Below are 19769 nucleotides of genomic sequence, written 5' to 3'. Positions count from 1 at the left end.
GTCCCATAATACCTGTCACAGTCTCTTGTAAAACAGGAAATTGAAGCTGCTTCATAGAATACATATTTAAACCTATTTGCATGTATATATGGAGGCGAACTATTTTGCAACTTAAGAAAATAACTGTTATTATGACTATTTTTACCTTTCTGACGATTTTTGCCCATGCCCAGGCAGGAAAAATCGAATGTTTATGGCCCAATGCGGAGGATGCTGTGATGTATGAGTTAGAAATTGCTACAATCGCAGTGAATGAAGATGTCCGGGCAATGCCAAAACAAGTAGTGTACACAACAACCAGCGTTTTCACGGCGGGTATTCAATTACCGCTTTCCTTATTTGAGGGACAAGATCTCAAAAAGCTCTATCTTCGGACCCGGCCATTAGATTTAGATAAAAATCCAATAGGCCCTTTTTCCAAACCGAAAGCTCTCAGTAAGATGAGCCTGAATCCGTCCAAACCAACACCTACATCCCTTTATACTGACGGCCCGCTACCCTTATACCCTGTATATTCTTGGATTCCGGTAGAAGGCGCTGCCAAATATGAAGTTGAAGTCACTGACCAATGGCCTGAATCACCAAATGGAACAGAACCTTCAAAACATAGAATACGTTCCTATTTTATCCAGCAGCCGGGATTTGATTGTTATGATCCCGAACCGCTAATAGATAAGGGAATTTACTATTGGCGGGTTCTTGCCTACGATAAAGACAACCAACCAATCGGCCTATATTCAGATCCTGTTTTATTGCAAGTCAAAACTGGCAGTTATGAATGGGCGACCTTCGGCGACAGTATTACCCATGGCGGGGGGGCAATATCCAATCCCCCATCTGATGCTCGTTTTGATTACTCAAGCTATTTGCCATACAAAGCAAAAAATCTGGGCAAAAGTGGCGATACGGCGGAAACATTGGAAGAACGCTTTGACCAAGAAGTGCTGCCGTTTAAACCTAAATACTTACTTATTATGGGAGGCAGTAACAGTATTAGGGGAGGAACAAGTGCAGATGATGTAATAGAATCATTAGCCGCTATTAATAAGAAATGCCAGAATAATAATATCAAGCCCATTTTTTTGACCCTTCCGCCAATAAACCCTGAACGAATTCAACGCGTTTTTAACGAAGCAACCGTTTCTAATTGGAAGACTGAATTGGCTAAGGTAAATGCCTTTATTAAAAGCCAGCCTGCTTATGTCGATGTATACCCGTCGCTGGTTGATGAGCAAGGATTATTGCCGGTAAAATATGCGCAAGACGGCTTACATTTAGATATATCAGGGAAGAGGATTATTGGACATAAAGTGTCTGATTATATTAAGGAGCATTCTTTGTAACTTTTTAATCAGCCATCTCATAGATGCAAAAAACGCTATTTGTCTATTGCCAGCAATAGCGTTTTTTTCTATGAAAACCATAATTAGAATCTTAACTAGCAAGAGGTGCGTGACTTGAAATTTAATCAAACAAGTTTAGATAAAGATATAGGTGATATTCTGCCATTACTAGATAGTTTTAGTACCCTCCACCAAATTTGGCTAAAGTTTGTTAGTTGTAATGGGGACTATATTGTTACCCCTAAAAAAAAGTCTCAAAGTGAATATTGCCACTTCATTCGTTCTTGTCCGGAAGGTCTTAAACGATGTCGAGCTTCTGTTACAAAATGCATGTATTTTGAACCGGATAAGCACCATATATTACCTTGTCATGCTGGATTATTTATACTCGCAATTCCTCTTCACAGTAACTCAAATTGTATTGGAGCTCTTGCAACTGGCGAGATAAGAATTAGTGGCACTTTTAATCAGAGTAAACTAAAAGAGAAAGTCCAGGATTTAAATTTGGATACTAAAAAACTGCTCAGACTTTATGAAAAAATTCCAGTAATAAAACGTGAAAAGATTATGATTCTAGGTGAATCCATACATACTATCAGTAACTGTCTAATCAAATTAGGAATTAAAAGCGAAACTGCTAGAATGGTAGATCAAACCATTCTAGAGGATATAAATGAAGGAGACCCTTTATTACCCAAAAATATTTCATTAGAATGGTCTCATCAAATTGTTCAACAAGCAAGTAGGTATATATATAGAAATTTTAAAAAATCACTTTCTCTTGAAGAAGTAGCTAACTATGTTCATTTAAGTCCAACATATTTTTCTTATCTATTTAGTCAAGTACGAAAGCAAACCTTTTCCAATTTCTTAATGGAGACTCGATTAGAAAAAGCAAAGGAACTTTTAGAAAAATATCCCAACATTTCAATATCCGAAATATCTAGCATAGTAGGATACAATGACTCAAATTATTTTTCACGAGTTTTCAAGAAAAAGATAGGCGTTTCTCCCAGCTCTTATCGCCACGTCAATAGCTAACTTACTCCGCCTTGATAAGAGGCGGTTTTTTATTTCGAAAATTAATCCAGATAAATAAAAAGATTATGTAGAGATCTTAATGATTAAACCAAGTAAAATGATTAAAGGTGGAAAAAACAGTATTACAAGGAGTGATGGAGTTTGCAAGTACAATCCGAAGTAGATTGTCAAAATCAATATTTTTCGCAAGTGGTAAGAAATCTTTCACCAGCCTGGTTTGCTTCTGTTATGGGAACAGGAATTTTTGCCCTTGCTAGTAAAAACTACGCATGTTATTGGGCTGGACTTAATAGTGTAGCGGTATTTTTATGGGGCATAAATATACTTCTTTTTCTTGGTCTGATAGTTCCGTGGATTCTGCGTTGGTTTTTTTATAAAGACTATGCGTTAAGAGATCTCAATCACCCAATTACAGGACAGTTCTATGCTACAATGCCTATCGGGTGTTTAGTGCTAGCAGCGGACTTTATATCATTCGGACCTAGTTATATCGGGATAAATCTGGCATTAACTATCGCTAAGGGTTTGTGGATTACCGGCGCTGTATTGTCGTTGACAGCAGCTGTCATCATTCCAACCCTAAATTATTTCAATAAAGTAACGATTGAGGATATTAACCCGGTTTGGTTTATGCCTCCGGTAAGTTTAATAGTGGTTCCCATTGCTGGAGCATCCCTCATTCCTTCTTGGCCCCAAACCATTCAAAAAGTTATGCTTCTAATAAATTACATATCTTGGGGAGTAGGTTTCTTCCTTTTTATGTTTATGGCGGTAATCTGTTTCTATCGACTTTTTGTGGCCCCAATACTGCCTGGTTCCTTAATTCCTACCCTTTGGATTTATCTAGGGCCTATCGGGGCAGGAACAGTTTCCCTTTTGAATTTAGGACATGCTGCTAGCTTGCAATTTATGAACAGTGCTTTGATCCCTGTTCTCAATATTTTGGGATTGATTTACTGGAGTTTCGGTTTTTGGTGGCTAATTACTGCCAGTGTTATTACTATTACCTACATCCTTAGAAATAACTTACCCTATGCACTTTCATGGTGGGCATATACCTTCCCCCTTGGTGCTTACACAGTTGCTACTTATTTAATTTCAATTAACTTAGAGTGTGAAGAGATTAGAGTTTTCGGTTTTCTTTGCTACTGCCTATTGGCATTTTGTTGGATTACAGTATTTTATAAAACATTTTCCCAAGTTTGTATTGATTTGGGTGTCAAACCACCGAATAATTTAAATAATCTTTAACTTTTCTATTTCCTAAACATGGTATAATTACTGATAATATAACGAAAGGGAGTGCTTAATTGTCACATGAGCAAAAAATTACAAACCTCCTTTTGCGGAATTCAGTTAGAAAACCCTTGTATATTATCATCAGCTCCGCCAACGCAGAATAAAGAGGGAATTGCCAAAGCGCTGCAATTAGGCTGGGCTGGCGCAGTGACTAAGACCTGCACTTGTGATGATCTCATAACAGGCGATACTGCCAATCGCTTTGCCGTCCTGCGGCATAATGACGGAAGTATCACCGGATTTGAAAATATTGAAGGGCTAACCCATTATCCTATTAACTACTGGGAACAGGCAGTGCGGGAACTGAAACAGGAGTTCCCCAACAAGGTGATTATCGCTAGCATCATGGCCGATGATCGATGTGAAAAGTGGCAGGAGTTAGCCCTGCGTATGGAAGCTGCCGGGGCCGATGCTATCGAACTAAATCTATCCTGTCCGCACTTTCGGATCGAGAGTGCTATGGGAGCCGAAACCGGCAAGAATGAAGATCAGTCGGCACACATTACGGCCTGGGTGAAAAAGGTAGTCACCATCCCTATCATCGTCAAATTGACTCCCAATGTCAACCATATCCAGAACATTGCTGAGGCTGTCATTCAAGCCGGGGCAGATGCATTGTCAACCATCAACACAGTGCAGGCTTTGCTGGGGATTGATATTGATACATTTGAACCATTGCCAATCGTTGACGGGTACAGCGCTTTCGGCGGTTATTCAGGACCAGCCATAAAGCCAATTGGACTGCGTTGCGTAGCACAACTGGCGCAGGTTGCCAAGGTGCCCATTCATGGTATGGGGGGAATTTCCAAATGGCAAGATATTGTTGAATATATGGCTGTTGGCGCCTGCTGCGTACAAATAGGCACAGCTGTTATGCTGAATGGCTATCAAATTATCACTACTATTCTTCAGGGATTAGAAGAATATGTTGAGCGCAAGGGTATTTTGGATTTGAATGCTATTATCGGTGCATCCCTTGCCAAAATAACAGTCCGAGAGCGCCTAAACATGGCATGGGGGGCTCGATCGGCAGTCGCAGTACCGGAGAAATGTACAAATTGCGCCAAATGCATTATCATATGTTCCGAAAGTGGTAAAGCCGCCATACAATTCATAGACAAACGAATCACCGTCAACCGGGAACTCTGCGACGGGTGCTCGTTGTGCACCCATGTTTGCCCGCACGGAGTGTTAGCTTTGCTATGAGTCACAGGTATATAAAAAGGAGCTGTTGCTGAAACTCAACGTTCAACACAGCTCCTTTTTTCACTTCATTTTATTTTTGACGATTTTACAAGATCTTTCGCTCTTTTGTTAGACTCTGCCTATTAAATTTCGTAAGCGTCAAAAATGCCGTCACCTTGACAACAAGTCATTTGGTAACGGCATTAGTTTTACAGTAATCTGGAACAAAACTGGGCATTAGTCGTTGTAGTACCTCAACATCATTTCGTATATCCCAGTTGGGTGCGTTTTTAAAAATATAAGTCAGGTAGGCATATGGATTGAGCCCATTTTCCTTTGCGGTTTCTATTATGCTAAACACAACTGCGCTGGCTTTAGCTCCTCGCGGTGTGTTGGCAAAGAGAAAATTTTTGCGGTCAATCACAAACGGCTTAATGCTGCGCTCGGCGCGATTGTTACTGATTTCCAGCCTTCCGTCCAGTAGATATCGTTCGAGATATTTCCATTGCTCCAACGTATAGTGCACGGCTCTGCCAAATCCGCTCTTGGTAGATGCCTTTACTGTATGAAGGTACGACAAAAACTCGTCAAGCACTGGTTTTGCCAGTTCCTGACGCTTTTTATAGCGTTCTTCCGGTGTACAATCAGCTAGTTGGCGCTCAATAGTAAATAGCTTATCGCAATATTGTTTGCCACGTTGCGCCCCAGAGCCTTCTCGGTCTTTTTCCAAAAGGCCTTTTAGCGCCTCGTCAAATTTTCTTCTGGCATGTGCCCAGCAGCCCACAATGACGATTCGCTCCGGCAAGCTATGATACCCGGCATAACCATCCGTATGAAGGTAGCCGCTAAACTCCTGCAAAAATTCTAAAGGATGCTTTGCCTTCCGGTCTGGCTGATAATCACACAGCACAATAGGTATACTAGCACACCCGCCAGTTCTATACAGCCACATGTAGCTTTTGCTTTGCGCAGATTTGCCCGGCTCGTGAAGTACCTGTAAAATGGTTTCATCTGCGTGGAGCACTGGCTGTATGGAAAGTAGCTCTTTAAAGGCATCATAGATTGGCTCCAGCCAATCTTCAGAACACCGAATTAGCCAGTTAGACATAGTTTGTTTGGAAAGAGCTATGCCCATACGGCTCAAATCTTGCTCCTGGCGATGCAATGGCATTCCATTTGCAAATTTCTGTGTCATAATATGAGCAACTGCTTCTGGAGAAGCAAAGCTTCCTTTGATTACCGGCTTGTCCATTGGTGCCTTGATAATAGGCACGCTGCATGAATTGACTTCACAGTCGCGGCAGGCATATACATAGTCAATATGTTCTACGATAACTGCTTTGGCCGGGATGATCTTCAATTCGCGGCGGACATTTTTACCCATAATATGCAGTTTTGAACCACATTCCGGGCATTCCTGTTCATGTTCCGGTAAAAAATGCTCTACAACCTCTATTGGTAAATCGGCAGGAATGGTCTCTTTTCTTTCTTTGACATTCTTACGATAATGCTTCTGAACTTCAGTCAATTCAGGCTCGGGCACCCGTTCATCTGCTGTTGCCTCCGCCTCGTTAAAAAGATTAAACTGATCGTATTTGCTTTTTTCACTGGAGGAGCCGAACTGTTTTTGTTTGGAAAGACGCATTTGCTCCATCAGCCACTTGACCTGTTGAGTCAGTTCCTCATTTTGTATTTTTAGTGCCTCATATTCAGTACGAGAAACAGAGATCATTTCTTCTTGTGTATTAGTACCGTTCACTAGAATTTTCATGTAATAATTATACCATATTTTATGGCTTTTTTCCATGAAAAATCCGTTAAATCCATTGATTTTGCAGGATATTTAGGACTTTCAGCAAATTAGACGATTTGTATTTTATCGACTTTTTTATGCGCCCTCGGCTGTTGAATGCTTAACCCTTCCATTAGCCAACGAAACTGTTGTGGCGTAATGTGTTTGACCTCTTTTTCATCTTTTGGCCACTGAAAGCCTCCGTTCTCCAGCCGTTTATACAAAAGTACAAAGCCATCGCCATCCCAAAAGAGCGCTTTGATTCGATCACGCCGACGGCCGCAAAACAGGAACAGACTGCTGGAGAACGGATCTAGGTGAAAGCATTGCTGTATGGTCGCTGCCAGACCATCAATAGATCTTCTCATATCGGTGTGGCCACAGGCGAGAAAGATATGTTCGATTTTAGATATATCACCTAACATAAATGTTTCAGTGCCAGAAGCGTAGCCTCCACGGTTACCATATCAGCGCCTTGATAGACATGGATTTGCATATCGTTACGCTCAATCGTGATAGCCAATGTTTCCGCACGATGCTTAGGCATCTTCATTTCTGCAAATACCGAACCCTGTACGGGAACAGCCTCGCTGGAGGCAGGGAGACTTACCGAAATTGCCCGGCAAGTCTCCTGACATACAAGTTTCTGCCAATGATAGTATGTTTTCACGTTAATGTTATTTTCGCTGCACCACGTTTTAATGGTTTTGCCACTGTTGCGGCAAGCCGTAACAATATTGCGCCATTTCTCCAATCGAACTTCATGCGTCACTTTCTGTACGCTCATAAAAGTAGACCTCCTGCGAGTTTCTAAGAATCCAAATGACTCCAACAAACTCTATGTGATTCTCTTGGACCTATTGTCTCATCCGGAGGCCTGGTTGTACATGTGACGATTTATTTGACGCTTACTAAATTTCTTCTACTGACTGAATAATCCACTCACCATATTGTCGCTTGTTATTCTGTTTATTATCGTTTTGGTGTTGGTCTTTCATACGATCCTGTTTGAGTCCGGAGTCTTGGTTTTGATTCCGATCTTGTTTTTGATCTTGTTTTTGATCTTGTTTTTGATCTTGTTTTTGATCTTGTTTTTGATTATGATTTTGCCTTTGGTCGCGGTTTTGGACATGATTACTATCTTGCTTCTGATTGTAATCTTGCTTTTGAATACGTTTCAAAGTTACTTTAAAGTTGGAACCGTCATGACTAACTTTAACAACAGCGGAAGTAGCTGTTTCCTTTTCTACCTTAAAAACATCAGACTCTGCATCAAATCCTAATTTGCTTGCATTGGCCTTAACTACTTCTACTGGGCTTTGACCATGGTAATATTGCAATTGTCCGGAATCTCTTTGGCTATCCATCTTGGCATTGTTATTATAGCTTGGCGCTGCTTTATACTCATTTGCATATACAGTTGTTGCCAGCGGCGCTGCCACAAGAAAAGATGCACTTAGGATACCAACTATACTGTTACGAATCGATTTTTTCATTTTTGTTTTTCCTCTTTCAAATTAGTTTATATACCATCAGGTGGTATATCTGTATAATACACTCAAAGATTTAAATTTTTCTTAATTACCTATTTCCTTTTTTTGAAGAGGAAGTACTTTCTAGATAACTATGTCTGATGTTTTCTTTGTATTGGAATAGAAACCGTAAAGTTTGTTCCTTTTCCCAATGCACTTTTCACATTGATTATCCCGGCATGCTTTTCGACTATCCACTTAGCTATAGATAGGCCCAAACCTGTTCCGCCGGAATTTCTTGATCGAGATTTATCTTCACGAAAAAAGCGGTCAAATATGCGTGAAATGTTCTCAGGAGCTATACCAACTCCCGTATCTCGCACGCTTATTATGGCGTTCCTATTAGATATATAACAATCAATATTGACCTGCCCGCCTGCAGGCGTGAATTTAAAGGCATTATCAAACAAAATTACGATTAATTGATGCACTCTATCCTTATCGGCTACTACTTCTACATTGGATTCAATATTAGCTACTAAACTGATATGATTTATCTCTTTAAACACTTCAAAATGGCTGATAACCTCATTAACAACATCACTTAAGTTAATCAAACTTAGGCTTATGTCAGACTTACCGGCATCTGATCTCGCCAGTGTAAGTAAACTTGATATTAGCTTGATCATTCGCTTTGTCTCTTGCATTATAGTATTGATTCTATGACACTCTTCCCGGATAGTCTCGTCTGGATGCCGCAGCATCAGCTCGGCATTGCTATATATTCCGGTTAAAGGAGAGCGCAATTCATGTGATACGTCCGAAACAAATTGTTGCTGTTTTTCCCATGCTTCCTGAATAGGAATCATGGCCCGCTTAGCAAGAAAAAACCCTGCTAAGCTAATACCAAATATACTTGTAACTCCACCACCGATAATAAGCCACAAAAAGTTATTGAGCAATTGCACTTCCGAATCTACAATGCTTATTACAAAGACAGATTCTATGCGGAATTTTGTAGCACTGTCGTAAAGATCTTCTTGGTATATATATGGCCATCTCATTATTCTATAGACATGGCCTTCATAATCTTTTGTCTTCAATTCGCCAGCTTCAATGTTGGAAGTAATCTCATCAATATTTTTTAATTCATTCTCGTGAAAAGGAATCGGATTTACTATACGTCCATCTGTGCTACGGGCTAATACAAAAATTCGCGGATCAAAAATTGGACGTTTTACTGGAACAACGATCCCATTTGCTAATCTAAATCCACTTGCGTGCAAACGCATGGCTTCATCTAATCTATCGAATAGCCGGTAAGAAAGATATCCGTAAAGTATCAAAGTAAATAGAAAGTATACAATGAAAAAAACGAATGAATTTATAACTGTCAGTCGAGCCAAAGTACGCTGAAACATGCTAACTCTCCTTCAGCATAAATCCAACACCACGAACGGTTTGAATCAAAGTATCTAAGCCATAAACAATTAATTTTTTGCGTAGATAATGTATATATATATCAACAATGGTACTCGAAGTATCAGAATCCAATCCCCAAATCCGATCAAAAATCTGATCCCGTGTAACTATCTGTTCTTTATTCAATGTTAAAAATTCTAAAATTTCATATTCCTTGTTAGTCAGCCCCAGAGGCTCATCGTTAACGAAACCATCCTTTACTTTACTATTCAACGATAAGTTACCGTAATTTATCTGGTCCTCGATAATTAAATTGCCCTTACGGCGTATAAGAGCTTTTATTCGGGCTAGTAATTCCCGCATAGCAAAAGGTTTCACCAGATAGTCATCTGCGCCGGACTCCAAACCAATTACACGATCATCGACACTATCCTTTGCTGTCAGAAGCAGTATCGAAATAGCGCAACCACTTTTTCGCAGACTTTTAACAATCTCCAAACCGCTAATCCCTGGTAACATAATATCCAGCACAATTAAATCATGTATTCCTTGCTCGGCCAAATACAATCCCTCATCACCGGTCGATGCTTGATCCACTATATAGTCTTCTCCGGATAAAATTGATACCGTTGCTTCTCTCAAAATATTGTCATCTTCAACCACAAGTATTCGCATCATTAACCCCTTTAGTTATTATTCTATACCTAGTATACTCCCACACCATTTATTTTTAATCTTATTCTAACCTTCGTTTAATGAGTATTTAATCTTTCTTAGTTATCCTATATTTATAGCAAGGCAGGAGCATCATGAATAATGATGCACACTATAAAGGGGGAATAATCAATGAGAAGATTTACATCAATTATACTTGCATTAGCTTTTATTCTTGTATCAATAACAGGTCTGCAAATGACTGGGGGTGGCGGACGTGGCCCGGGAGACAACGAAAAATATCAGGCGGTACAAAGTCAACAAGCTGGAAGTACTATTGCGGGTAACAATTCTGCAAAATCACGTCAAAAATCTTTTTACCCTAAAGTAGCACATGAGTGGGGAGGATATGTATTTATTATTGCTGGTTTAGTACATCTTGGGCTCAATTTGAAATTAATGAAGTCATACCTGATGATAAAATCGTAATTTTTGTGATATAGAAAGCAAAAAGTTTTACTTTTTGCATTGCCCCAAAATTAGATGCAACGCGCGCTGTAGCATCACCATAAACGAAAACAATGTCGTATAATTAAAGTGTGGCATAAGGTCGATACTTTTTGAGCTAAGAACTCGACCCCAAAATTGATATGACTTCCTGCTTGAACCACATATTGTCCAGCTCATTCGGGCGAAAGGACGTGTAGTAAAATAATAACTTACAGGAAGTCGCGCCATATTTTATCTACAAAGGGATGATATTGTGGACATAACTTATGAGCGTTGTTGTGGGATTGATGTACACAAAAAGATGATAGTTGCCTGTCTAATCTGTGGTGGAAAGCAGGAACTTCGTCAGTTTGGTACAACGACAAAAGAACTGCGGGATTTATCAGCCTGGCTAGTTGAGGCTAGATGTCAAATGATTGCCATGGAAAGTACCGCTTCCTACTGGAAGCCATTGTACAACATCTTTGAACTGTCCGGCTTGGATGCCATGGTAGTCAACGCCCAGCACATGAAATCTTTGCCTGGTCGTAAGACCGACGTCAAAGATGCAGAATGGATTGCGGATCTTCTCCGACATGGGTTACTAAAAGCAAGCTATATTCCAGACCGTGAACAACGTGAACTGCGGGAAATTTCTCGCTACCGCAAGAGCTTGACTGATGAGAGAAGCCGTGAGCTGAACCGATTGCAGAAAATGCTAGAGGGAGCCAATGTGAAACTATCTAGCGTAGTAAGTGCTATCAACGGCAAGAGTTCCCGGCGACTTTTGGAAAGCATTGTCCAAGACAAAAAGCTGGATGAAGACGAAATTTTAAGGCTACTTCATCCCAGCATGCACGGTAAACTCAATGAAATCATGGCTTCTGTTGACGGAGTTATCTCGCCTTTGCAACGCAGATTGCTGCGCAATGTCCTGGATCATATTGATGATATGACAAAGCGTATCGAAGATATGGACAAACTCATCAAAGACTACTTAGACAAATATGAAGCTGCCATCACAGCCATAGATGAAATTCCGGGTGTTGGGAGAATCAGTGCAGAAACCATCTTAGCGGAAATCGGGCTTAATATGAATCGGTTTCCCACAGATGGCCATATTAGCTCTTGGGCCGGTGTGGCTCCAGGTAACCATGAGAGTGCAGGAAAACGAAAGAGTGGAAAAACCACTCATGGAAACAAAACATTAAAAGCCATCTTAATTCAATGTGCTAAGGCTGCGCAAAAAGTGAAGGGAAGCTTCTTTTCAGCCCAATATCAACGGATTGCGGCACGAAGAGGAAGCAGCAGAGCCGCCGTAGCTGTCGCCCATTCCATACTGATAGCGATCTACCACATACTAAAAACAGACGTTCCTTATCGAGAGTTAGGTTCCGAGTATTACAATCGATTTAACCGGGAGAAGAAAATACAATCATATTTGAAGAAATTAGCGGCTTTGGGTTGGGAGCTCCCCACCACAGCTACGGCCTAATTGCCTACATACCATAAATTTTTTGGCCCTAGACTATAAGGCTTGTATTTGTGCGCCTTTTTTTCTGGCACATAGGAGATGTTTTCATAGTAAAGTAACAAAAGGTCTAGGCCCCCCGCTTCCAAAAGCTGAAAAGCCGGACGATATTCCTAAAATCCGTAAACTCGCTACGCTCAAACAGTACGGATTTTTTAACGGAATACCGCCCGGCTTTTCTCCTGCGGAACGCTTTTTCCGGCAAAGACCGAAGGGTTACGGGAGTCACGAGGGTTGCATCATAAGCGAGGTTAAGCGCCAGCGGCAAAGCGTTATATGATGGCCACCTGTGCCTTGTTTTATAAGGCCCCCGCGACTCCCAATACTTATCCTTTCTTATGCTGCTATTTAAGAAAAATGCCTTTAACCCCCGTCTCCCTTGCTAAAGGGGGATGTCACCGCAGTGACAGGGGGATTGAAAAGCGAACGATACAGAAACGAACGAACAAAACCGGAACCCAATCCCTCCGGCGCTGCGGCGCCACCTTCCTTTAACAAGGGCAGCAAAGATAAGACAACAGAGCAAAACAGGGGCACCACACTAATTTCTTAGTGCGACAGCCCCTTTAAACTATCGCCGTATGTCTGTGATATTCCGTGCCTTTTACTGCCGCTTCTGTATTCTAATTTGTCAAGCTATCCAACCGTTGTCCACGAGACACACGCCGGCCAGATCCTCGCGGTCCCGAAGAACCTGCGTATTTACTTTCTGAAATTAGGTCAAAATTTTTATATGCTTCTACGGGGTTGCTTTTCAGGAGACGCTCCGCTGCTTGTTCTGGACTAGACCAGCCATGTTGTTGCATAGCTATGAAAAGAGTATGGACATTATTATGAGTATCAGCCTGTAAACGCTCAATAGCGTCGCTTACCACAGGTGTGGTAGCTTCCAGCACACAGTGGTCATATAAGCTCGATAAATGTTTTTCAGACATCATCAAATCCAACAACATATCGTGGTCTGAAAGTCGATTCCTGGTTGCTGTTGAAAACTGCTTTTGGCGACTCATTATTTATTTCCCCCTCACTGTTGATGTTGCCATTCGGGCTTGCCAAGCTCTTGTTTAATGATATTGGCATGCTGACGTTTATCTTTGGTGATACGAAACAGCATGTTTTTCAGTTCATGGTCTGCACATTGATCAGCATAAACACTACATTTAGCAATACAAAGATTCTCCATCTGTAGCGCGCCTTCTAAGTAAGCCCGTTCTTTTGGGCTGAGATTATTTTGCCGCAACTCAAAGCACCTCCATTTGTTGAACATATTGTAATTTGAGCTAAATTAGGCAAAAATATACCACCCAGCTATTCCCTCATTATATCAAAATCTTCTTTATTTCGTAGTTGATTAGAATACACGCCAGCATATATGCCTCCTGCTGCCAGTAAGTCACTGTGACTGCCCTGCTCAACAATCTGACCATTTTCTACTACCAAAATCCGGTCTGCATCCTGGATAGTGTTGAGCCGATGAGCGATAATAAACGTAGTACGCCCATTCATAATTTTACGTAAGGCATCCTGAATAAAAAATTCTGTTCGAGTGTCTATGCTGCTGGTAGCTTCATCTAGAATGAGTATCGATGGCTCTGCCAAAATTGCCCGGGAAATAGCGATAAGCTGCCGTTGGCCCTGACTTAGATTACCGCCGTTTTCTAAAAGCCTGGTATCATATTGTTCTGGCATACGGTTAATAAATACAGCGGCGTTGGCTAGTTTAGCTGCGCATTTCACATCGGCGTCCGACGCTGTTGGTCTGCCGTAGCGAATATTTTCCTTAATAGTACCGGAAAATAAATACGTATCTTGTAACACAATACCAAAGCACTTACGGAGACTGTCTCGCGTATATTCACGGATATCCCTGCCATCAAGCAGAATCCTTCCATCGGTAACATCGTAAAAACGCGCCAGCAAATTAACAAAGGTGGTTTTACCCGCCCCGGTAGAACCTACAAGCGCGGTGCTGCTGCCTGCTGTAGCTGCAAAATTTACATTTTGTAGTATCGGCACATCTGGCCTGTAACCGAAACTGACATTTTGGAAAACCACTTGACCCTTAGGCGCTACAAGTTCAACGGCCTCCGGCAGATCAGGCGGTTCTTCAGCCTGGTCTAAAACTTCAAATACCCGTTCAGCACCGGCAACCCCAGATTGTACTGTGTTGAAAATATTGGCAAGCTCATTGACGGGGCGGACAAATTGCCGTGAATAACTAATAAAACTGGCAATGGTACCAATAGTGACTAAATCATTTACCGCCAGCATACCACCAACAATGGCAATGGCCCCAAAGCCGATATTAGTAATTACATTCATTATTGGCATCAGAAAACCGGACCAGATTTGAGCACTTGTTCCTACTTCACACAGTCTACGATTTATAGCCTTAAAATCGTCAATGGCCTTATGCTCATGGTTAAAAGCCTTGATCACTGAAATACCTGAGATAGTCTCTTCTACATGGGCATTTAGATTTCCCAGCTCAACCTGCGTTTCTTTAAACAATACTTTAGTTTTTTGAGAAATAATGCGGGTCAAAAAAATAACTAACGGCAGCGTAATCAGAGCAGCCAGTGTAAGCAACGGACTTAATACCAGCATCATCACAAATGATCCCGTAATGGCGATGGATGACGACATAAGGTGTGAAATTGAATGAGATAATGTACCACTGACATTATCCGTATCATTTGCTAATCGGCTCATTAATTCACCGTGGGGATGGATATCAAAGTAAGCAAGTGGCAGTTTTTGCAGTTTGGCAAATAGTGTTGCTCTTAGCTGCATTACTACCCGCTGTGAGATACCGGCCATCAACCACCCCTGCCCCCAACTCAATAGACCATCAGCCAGATACGTTACAACCAAAATTAAAAGCAATACTTCCAGCCTTCCGCCTCTAACCGCAGGTTCTGGTGCAACCATGCTGTCAATCGCTACCCCGATTAGATATGGACCTGTCAACACCAACACCGAATCGGCCAAAATTAAAGAAAAAATGATGGCAAGCATTCTTTGCTCCTGCCGAAAATACTGCCATAGCCGCTGCAGTGTTTGAGTAAATTTCTTAGGCTTTACACCACGCCTGGAACGTCGCCCTCCAAAAGCTCTACCGACATCAGGCCCGCGCCATGTCTGGTTAGCCGCTGTACTGCGACGCTCGTTATCTCTGCTTTGTTCATTACCTTCAGCCATAACAGTTATCTCCTTCCCCGCTGGGACTGGACAATCTCGCGGTAAACATTGCTGGTTTGTAATAACTCAGTATGGGTACCGCACGCAGTAATAGTACCATCTTCCATAACGGCAATTTTATCGGCATCCAGGACAGTACTAATTCTCTGGGCGACTACTAGGCAAGTAAGCTGACTCGCATACTCATTCAATGCCTGTTTTATTTTTTCTTCAGTAACAATATCAATCGCACTCGTACAATCATCCAGGATAAGTATGGCAGGCTTCCTGATAAGGGCTCTGGCAATGGCTAGTCGCTGCTTTTGTCCGCCAGACAAATTGACGCCTCCCTGCCCCAATTTGGTGTTGTATCCTTCAGGAAAAGAAATAATAAAATCATGTGCCGCTGCCAGTTTTGCGGCTGCTTCTACCTCCTGAGCAGTAGCATTTTCTTTGCCCCAGCGGATATTATCCATGATGGTGCCGGTAAATAGAACTGCTTGCTGTGGCACAAGAGCAATTTTTTCTCGCAGCTGCCCGGGATTAATCTCGGTAATATCATGCCCATCCACTTTTACGGAGCCTGCAGTCACTTCATAGAAGCGCGGAATTAAGTTGACCAGGCTAGTTTTGCCGGCACCGGTTGCACCGATAATACCAACCGTTTGTCCGGGCAGGCAAGTCAGGTTGATATCGCTTAGTACCGTTGGCCCGCCTAAACCAGCATAGCTGAAGCTGACATTTTCAAAATCGATACGTCCTTTGTTAACTGGCTGGAATGCAAAATGGTTTATTATCCACTTGGCATCATTATGCTGTTTAAATACCTCACCAATTCGTATCACCGAGGCTTTTGCCCTGACAAAGTTATTAAATATCAGGAATACAATCATTAACGAAACCAATATCTGTGACATATAGTTTATAAACGCAATAATATGACCAACTTGTATTTGCCCGGTGTTAACCCCTAATCCCCCTAGCCATAGCACCATGACGATACCCAGATTAACAGTGAGTGCTATGCTAGGACTAAAAACAGACATTAGCCGGATAGCACCAACCGATTTTCCCTGCAGTTCCTGATTGGCTGATGCGAACTTTTCCTGCTCATATTCAAATTGCTTAAAAGCTTTGACCACCCTAATCCCGGATAAATACTCCCGCATAACGGCGTTGACCTGATCAAGTGCAGTTTGGACTTGGGCAAACCGGGGAAAACCCACCTTAATAGTAATGACTATTAATAACAAAATAATAGGAACAATGAATATCAATATAACTGCTAAATGAGGATTAAGATTTATCGCCATAATTAGACTGCCTATACATAGAAGTGGTGCTTTCAGCGATATTCGCATTAGACTGTTCACCAATAGCTGCACCTGATTAACATCATTTGTAAGCCGGGTTACCAGAGAAGTCCTGTTAAGGTTATCAATGTTAGTAAATGACAACATTTGAATTTTCTCATATAAATCGCCCCGCAATTCTGACCCGAAATTTTGTGATACCTTACTGGCAATTACATTGCGGACGGAAGCAGCAAACGCGCCAAAAGCGGTAATTAAAACCATAAGGGCACCTTGGCTTAAGATGTAATCAGGCCGCCTGTCGGCCACACCAATGTCAATTATTTTAGACACGATGGTGGGCTGCAAAAGATCAAATATAGCTTCAATTGTTACAAACGCAGCAGCAACCAAAAATTGCTTCCAATACTTAGTTCTATATTTATGCAAAAACGCCCAAGTGATCATCCTATACGCCTCCACCTTGCTATGTAGGTAACACACCGTTGATAATTCCTAATTATACCATAGTGTGTAAACAAAATAAGAAAGAACCATAATCCATCAGTAAAGGGAATTATGGTTCTTTCTTCGTTGTTGGGATTACGCTGGCTTACTCAATATCCTGCGAAAAAATATTGATGTCATTTCTTTTATGAAATCCAATATACTGCCAGAAGTCCATACCTTGATGATTATTGGCAAACACAAATAAATGACATTTACTTATACCTTCTTCTTTAAGTTTATCCAAACAATTGGCAACTAATCTTCTTGCAACTCCGTTTTTTCTGTAAATAGGACTCACAGCTAAATGGTGAAGATATCCCCTTCTCCCATCATGTCCGCAAAGTATGACCCCGACAATCTGTTGCTCATTTTCAGCGACAAAACATAACCCGGCATTTCGTTTTAGGAACCTTCTTATATTTGGTTGCGTATCCGCATTACCAAGCGCTAAGCCTTCAATGCTTGACCAAAGCGCCATAACCTTTGCATAATCCTCAATACTCATTTCACGAATTATAATGCTAGCATCCAAGTACCCATCCCCTTTATTGATGTAAATATAGAACTTTCCACTATAGGCCATTTTATAGTTCTTTTCTCATATAGCACACGGGAAAAGGAAGATGGGCAAATCGTTTGGTAGTAAACTCGATAAATCCTAGTCTGCGATACCATGATTTTAAAATCCCATGATCCCCAATAACACCAATTAACACCGACTTTCCGCCCTGGTCAGCAACATATTCTGTCACATACTTAACAATCTGGCGACCATATCCTTTATGCCGATATTCAGGCAATACTGCCAATCGTTCCATATAAAAATCCATGGGTTCATTTCTTTCAATGGCAACAAAACCAATCTGTATCGTTTCACAAAACACCCCGAACATTGCAATTCCCTTGTCCCGCATTTTCTGCAAATGCCGCATTTCTATAAATGCTGGGTTTGTGGGAGCTTTCTCCTTAGTAAGATTGAATTGTTCCGCTACTGTAGCAAAAGATTTCCGGATGACATTTATACTGACTGTCAATTCTTGCTCAGTACTCACTGATTTATATAGCAAAGCCATATAATTCATCGCCTCTCCCTCAGAAAACTATATCATACTCCCTGACACATTTTTTGAGATTTTCAGATTTTGGCTTTAACAAGCAGTCGGTCATTAGATATGCAAGGAGGACAGCTACTTAACAGTCTTGTTTCGTCCGCTTTCTTTTGCAGCATACAACTTTTTATCTGCTTTATTAAGAAGTTCACTAATCTTTTCTCCACTATATTCTTCAATGCCCATACTAACAGTTAAATGAATTTTATCCACAAATTCATATAACTCGATGACTCGCCTGATTTTTTCTGCAACTATAAAACCTTCATTTAGATTTGTATCTACGAGCATAACCAAAAATTCCTCGCCACCATACCGTCCAACAAGATCAGTTTGCCTAGTACCTTGTTTAAGAATATTGGACAGTTCTTTTAGTATTTTATCTCCTATTAGATGACCGTAGGTGTCGTTAATCCTTTTAAAAAAATCAATATCTACGAGCATTACAACAAAATGACAATTGCTCCGGCTATATCGCTTAGCCTCTTCTTCTAGACGTTCATATATATATCTGTGGTTGTAGAGTCCTGTTAGCGCATCGATTGTTGCCTGGGTCTTTAAGACGTCATTTCGCTCAAGCAGCTCTTGTTCCTTTTGCTTCATCTCCCTGAAAATAAAATCATACGGTTCTTGTATTCCTTTGACAATAATCGTCTTATAAATTAAATAAAAGGAAAATATCTTAAAATAATGCCCTACTAGGTTTGAAAAACCATAGTTATCGATATATATGGTAAAAGCGAGCTCCGAGATAATAGTACAAACCATCGATAAAAGTAAATATCTATATACAATTCCTTCAAAATAAGATTTATTGTTATTAAGAATAATTATTGCTGCAAACAATATCAAACAAATAACATACTCACTATATATTTTAAAAGGTGTAAGACCTACCCCATCCACAAAACATACAGGGAATATTTTCCATGCAAAAATCGAACTTAGAATTAACGTTGTAATGATAGTACAAATAGCAAAGAGTGCATATGGATTAACCTTTATTTTGGATTTTACAAAAATGAAGGAAATTAAGAGGATAATACTTTCAAAATAGCGGGCAGCAATCCACAATTGATTAGCATAATAGTCATAGTCCTTGAAAATTTGCATACCTTTGTATGACATCGTATGGAATAAGTCAATAAATGCAATGAAAAAATAGGCTATGCCTATCAATTTGAGATAGTTATTTTCAATATAGCGCATTGAATTCCAGGAAATCAAAAAAACAGTAAACGCAATGCAAATACTAAATATTTCGGCAATGGTATGAAAAAGCAGATAATTATATAAGCTACTAAAATATAGCAAGATAAGGATAATTATAATAAAAATAATGCTAACTGTTTTTAATAATAGATTTCTCATTGGATTCTCCTCAAGTCTGTATTTTAAGCTATTAAAATAGTAGGATCGTCCTTGAAATTCTTTTTGCAGACTAGGTTAA

At 40.6% G+C, this 19769-nt stretch carries 19 protein-coding genes; 6 read left to right on the top strand and 13 right to left on the bottom strand.

The features are described 5' to 3' along the window. Positions 1-104: 104 nt before the first annotated feature. The 4 genes from AC1ECB_RS00930 to preA all read left to right on the top strand — a co-directional run bounded on the left by AC1ECB_RS00930 (position 105) and on the right by preA (position 4889). Positions 105-1343 carry a GDSL-type esterase/lipase family protein gene (locus AC1ECB_RS00930; protein WP_485667058.1) on the top strand — a complete coding sequence of 413 codons (1239 nt, stop codon included), beginning with the start codon at positions 105-107 and terminating at the stop codon, positions 1341-1343. Between the two features lie 114 nt (positions 1344-1457). After that, entirely contained in the window at positions 1458-2384 is a 927-nt protein-coding gene (locus tag AC1ECB_RS00925) for a PocR ligand-binding domain-containing protein (RefSeq protein ID WP_485667057.1), read from the top strand. Positions 2385-2525: 141 nt separating this feature from the next. Beyond that, positions 2526-3635, top strand: a complete 1110-nt coding sequence (locus AC1ECB_RS00920) for a TDT family transporter (protein ID WP_485667056.1) — start codon at positions 2526-2528, stop codon at positions 3633-3635. A gap of 66 nt (positions 3636-3701) precedes the next feature. Next, positions 3702-4889, top strand: a complete 1188-nt coding sequence (preA, locus tag AC1ECB_RS00915; RefSeq protein ID WP_485667055.1) for an NAD-dependent dihydropyrimidine dehydrogenase subunit PreA — start codon at positions 3702-3704, stop codon at positions 4887-4889. Positions 4890-5055: 166 nt separating this feature from the next. Here preA and tnpC read toward each other — a convergent pair whose 3' ends face one another. The 6 genes from tnpC to AC1ECB_RS00885 form a co-directional block, all read right to left on the bottom strand. Next, positions 5056-6639 (bottom strand): IS66 family transposase, encoded by a 1584-nt coding sequence (tnpC, locus tag AC1ECB_RS00910; RefSeq protein WP_485665402.1) that lies wholly within the window; start codon positions 6637-6639, stop codon positions 5056-5058. 89 nt (positions 6640-6728) lie between these two features. Continuing rightward, on the bottom strand, positions 6729-7085 hold the full coding sequence (gene tnpB, locus AC1ECB_RS00905) for an IS66 family insertion sequence element accessory protein TnpB (protein ID WP_485666585.1): 357 nt from the start codon (positions 7083-7085) through the stop codon (positions 6729-6731). Continuing rightward, positions 7079-7447, bottom strand: a complete 369-nt coding sequence (tnpA, locus tag AC1ECB_RS00900; protein WP_485664427.1) for an IS66 family insertion sequence element accessory protein TnpA — start codon at positions 7445-7447, stop codon at positions 7079-7081. Before tnpA ends, tnpB begins: the two co-directional genes overlap by 7 nt. Before the next feature lie 124 nt (positions 7448-7571). Further along, entirely contained in the window at positions 7572-8156 is a 585-nt protein-coding gene (locus tag AC1ECB_RS00895; protein ID WP_485667054.1) for a hypothetical protein, read from the bottom strand. A 128-nt stretch (positions 8157-8284) separates the two neighbouring features. Continuing rightward, positions 8285-9553, bottom strand: a complete 1269-nt coding sequence (locus AC1ECB_RS00890; protein WP_485667053.1) for a sensor histidine kinase — start codon at positions 9551-9553, stop codon at positions 8285-8287. Position 9554: 1 nt separating this feature from the next. Then, on the bottom strand, positions 9555-10217 hold the full coding sequence (locus AC1ECB_RS00885; protein WP_485667052.1) for a response regulator transcription factor: 663 nt from the start codon (positions 10215-10217) through the stop codon (positions 9555-9557). A 183-nt stretch (positions 10218-10400) separates the two neighbouring features. Between AC1ECB_RS00885 and AC1ECB_RS00880 the strand changes: the two genes are divergently transcribed. Further along, a complete protein-coding gene (locus tag AC1ECB_RS00880) occupies positions 10401-10697 on the top strand; it encodes a DUF4405 domain-containing protein (RefSeq protein ID WP_485667051.1) in 297 nt (98 codons plus the stop codon). Positions 10698-10971: 274 nt separating this feature from the next. Further along, positions 10972-12192, top strand: coding sequence for an IS110 family RNA-guided transposase (locus tag AC1ECB_RS00875; protein ID WP_485667050.1), 1221 nt, complete (start codon positions 10972-10974; stop codon positions 12190-12192). Positions 12193-12851: 659 nt separating this feature from the next. On the opposite strand, the gene AC1ECB_RS00870 is transcribed toward AC1ECB_RS00875, so the two are convergent. From AC1ECB_RS00870 to AC1ECB_RS00840, 7 genes are all read right to left on the bottom strand, one after another. Next, a complete protein-coding gene (locus AC1ECB_RS00870) occupies positions 12852-13238 on the bottom strand; it encodes a spore coat protein (protein ID WP_485667049.1) in 387 nt (128 codons plus the stop codon). A 14-nt stretch (positions 13239-13252) separates the two neighbouring features. After that, positions 13253-13411 carry a hypothetical protein gene (locus tag AC1ECB_RS00865; RefSeq protein ID WP_485667048.1) on the bottom strand — a complete coding sequence of 53 codons (159 nt, stop codon included), beginning with the start codon at positions 13409-13411 and terminating at the stop codon, positions 13253-13255. Positions 13412-13536: 125 nt separating this feature from the next. Next, entirely contained in the window at positions 13537-15429 is a 1893-nt protein-coding gene (locus AC1ECB_RS00860; RefSeq protein WP_485667047.1) for an ABC transporter ATP-binding protein, read from the bottom strand. Between the two features lie 5 nt (positions 15430-15434). Next, positions 15435-17168, bottom strand: coding sequence for an ABC transporter ATP-binding protein (locus AC1ECB_RS00855; protein WP_485667046.1), 1734 nt, complete (start codon positions 17166-17168; stop codon positions 15435-15437). A gap of 145 nt (positions 17169-17313) precedes the next feature. Beyond that, complete coding sequence (locus AC1ECB_RS00850; protein WP_485667045.1) at positions 17314-17742, bottom strand: GNAT family N-acetyltransferase; 429 nt, start codon at positions 17740-17742, stop codon at positions 17314-17316. A 52-nt stretch (positions 17743-17794) separates the two neighbouring features. Next, entirely contained in the window at positions 17795-18292 is a 498-nt protein-coding gene (locus AC1ECB_RS00845; RefSeq protein WP_485667044.1) for a GNAT family N-acetyltransferase, read from the bottom strand. A 105-nt stretch (positions 18293-18397) separates the two neighbouring features. Beyond that, on the bottom strand, positions 18398-19690 hold the full coding sequence (locus tag AC1ECB_RS00840) for a sensor domain-containing diguanylate cyclase (protein WP_485667043.1): 1293 nt from the start codon (positions 19688-19690) through the stop codon (positions 18398-18400). Positions 19691-19769: the final 79 nt, after the last annotated feature.

Source organism: Sporomusa sp. 246TCP1 (assembly GCF_057319775.1).
Note: the sequence above shows the minus strand (reverse complement) of the source record. Positions and strands in the feature narration are given on the sequence as shown.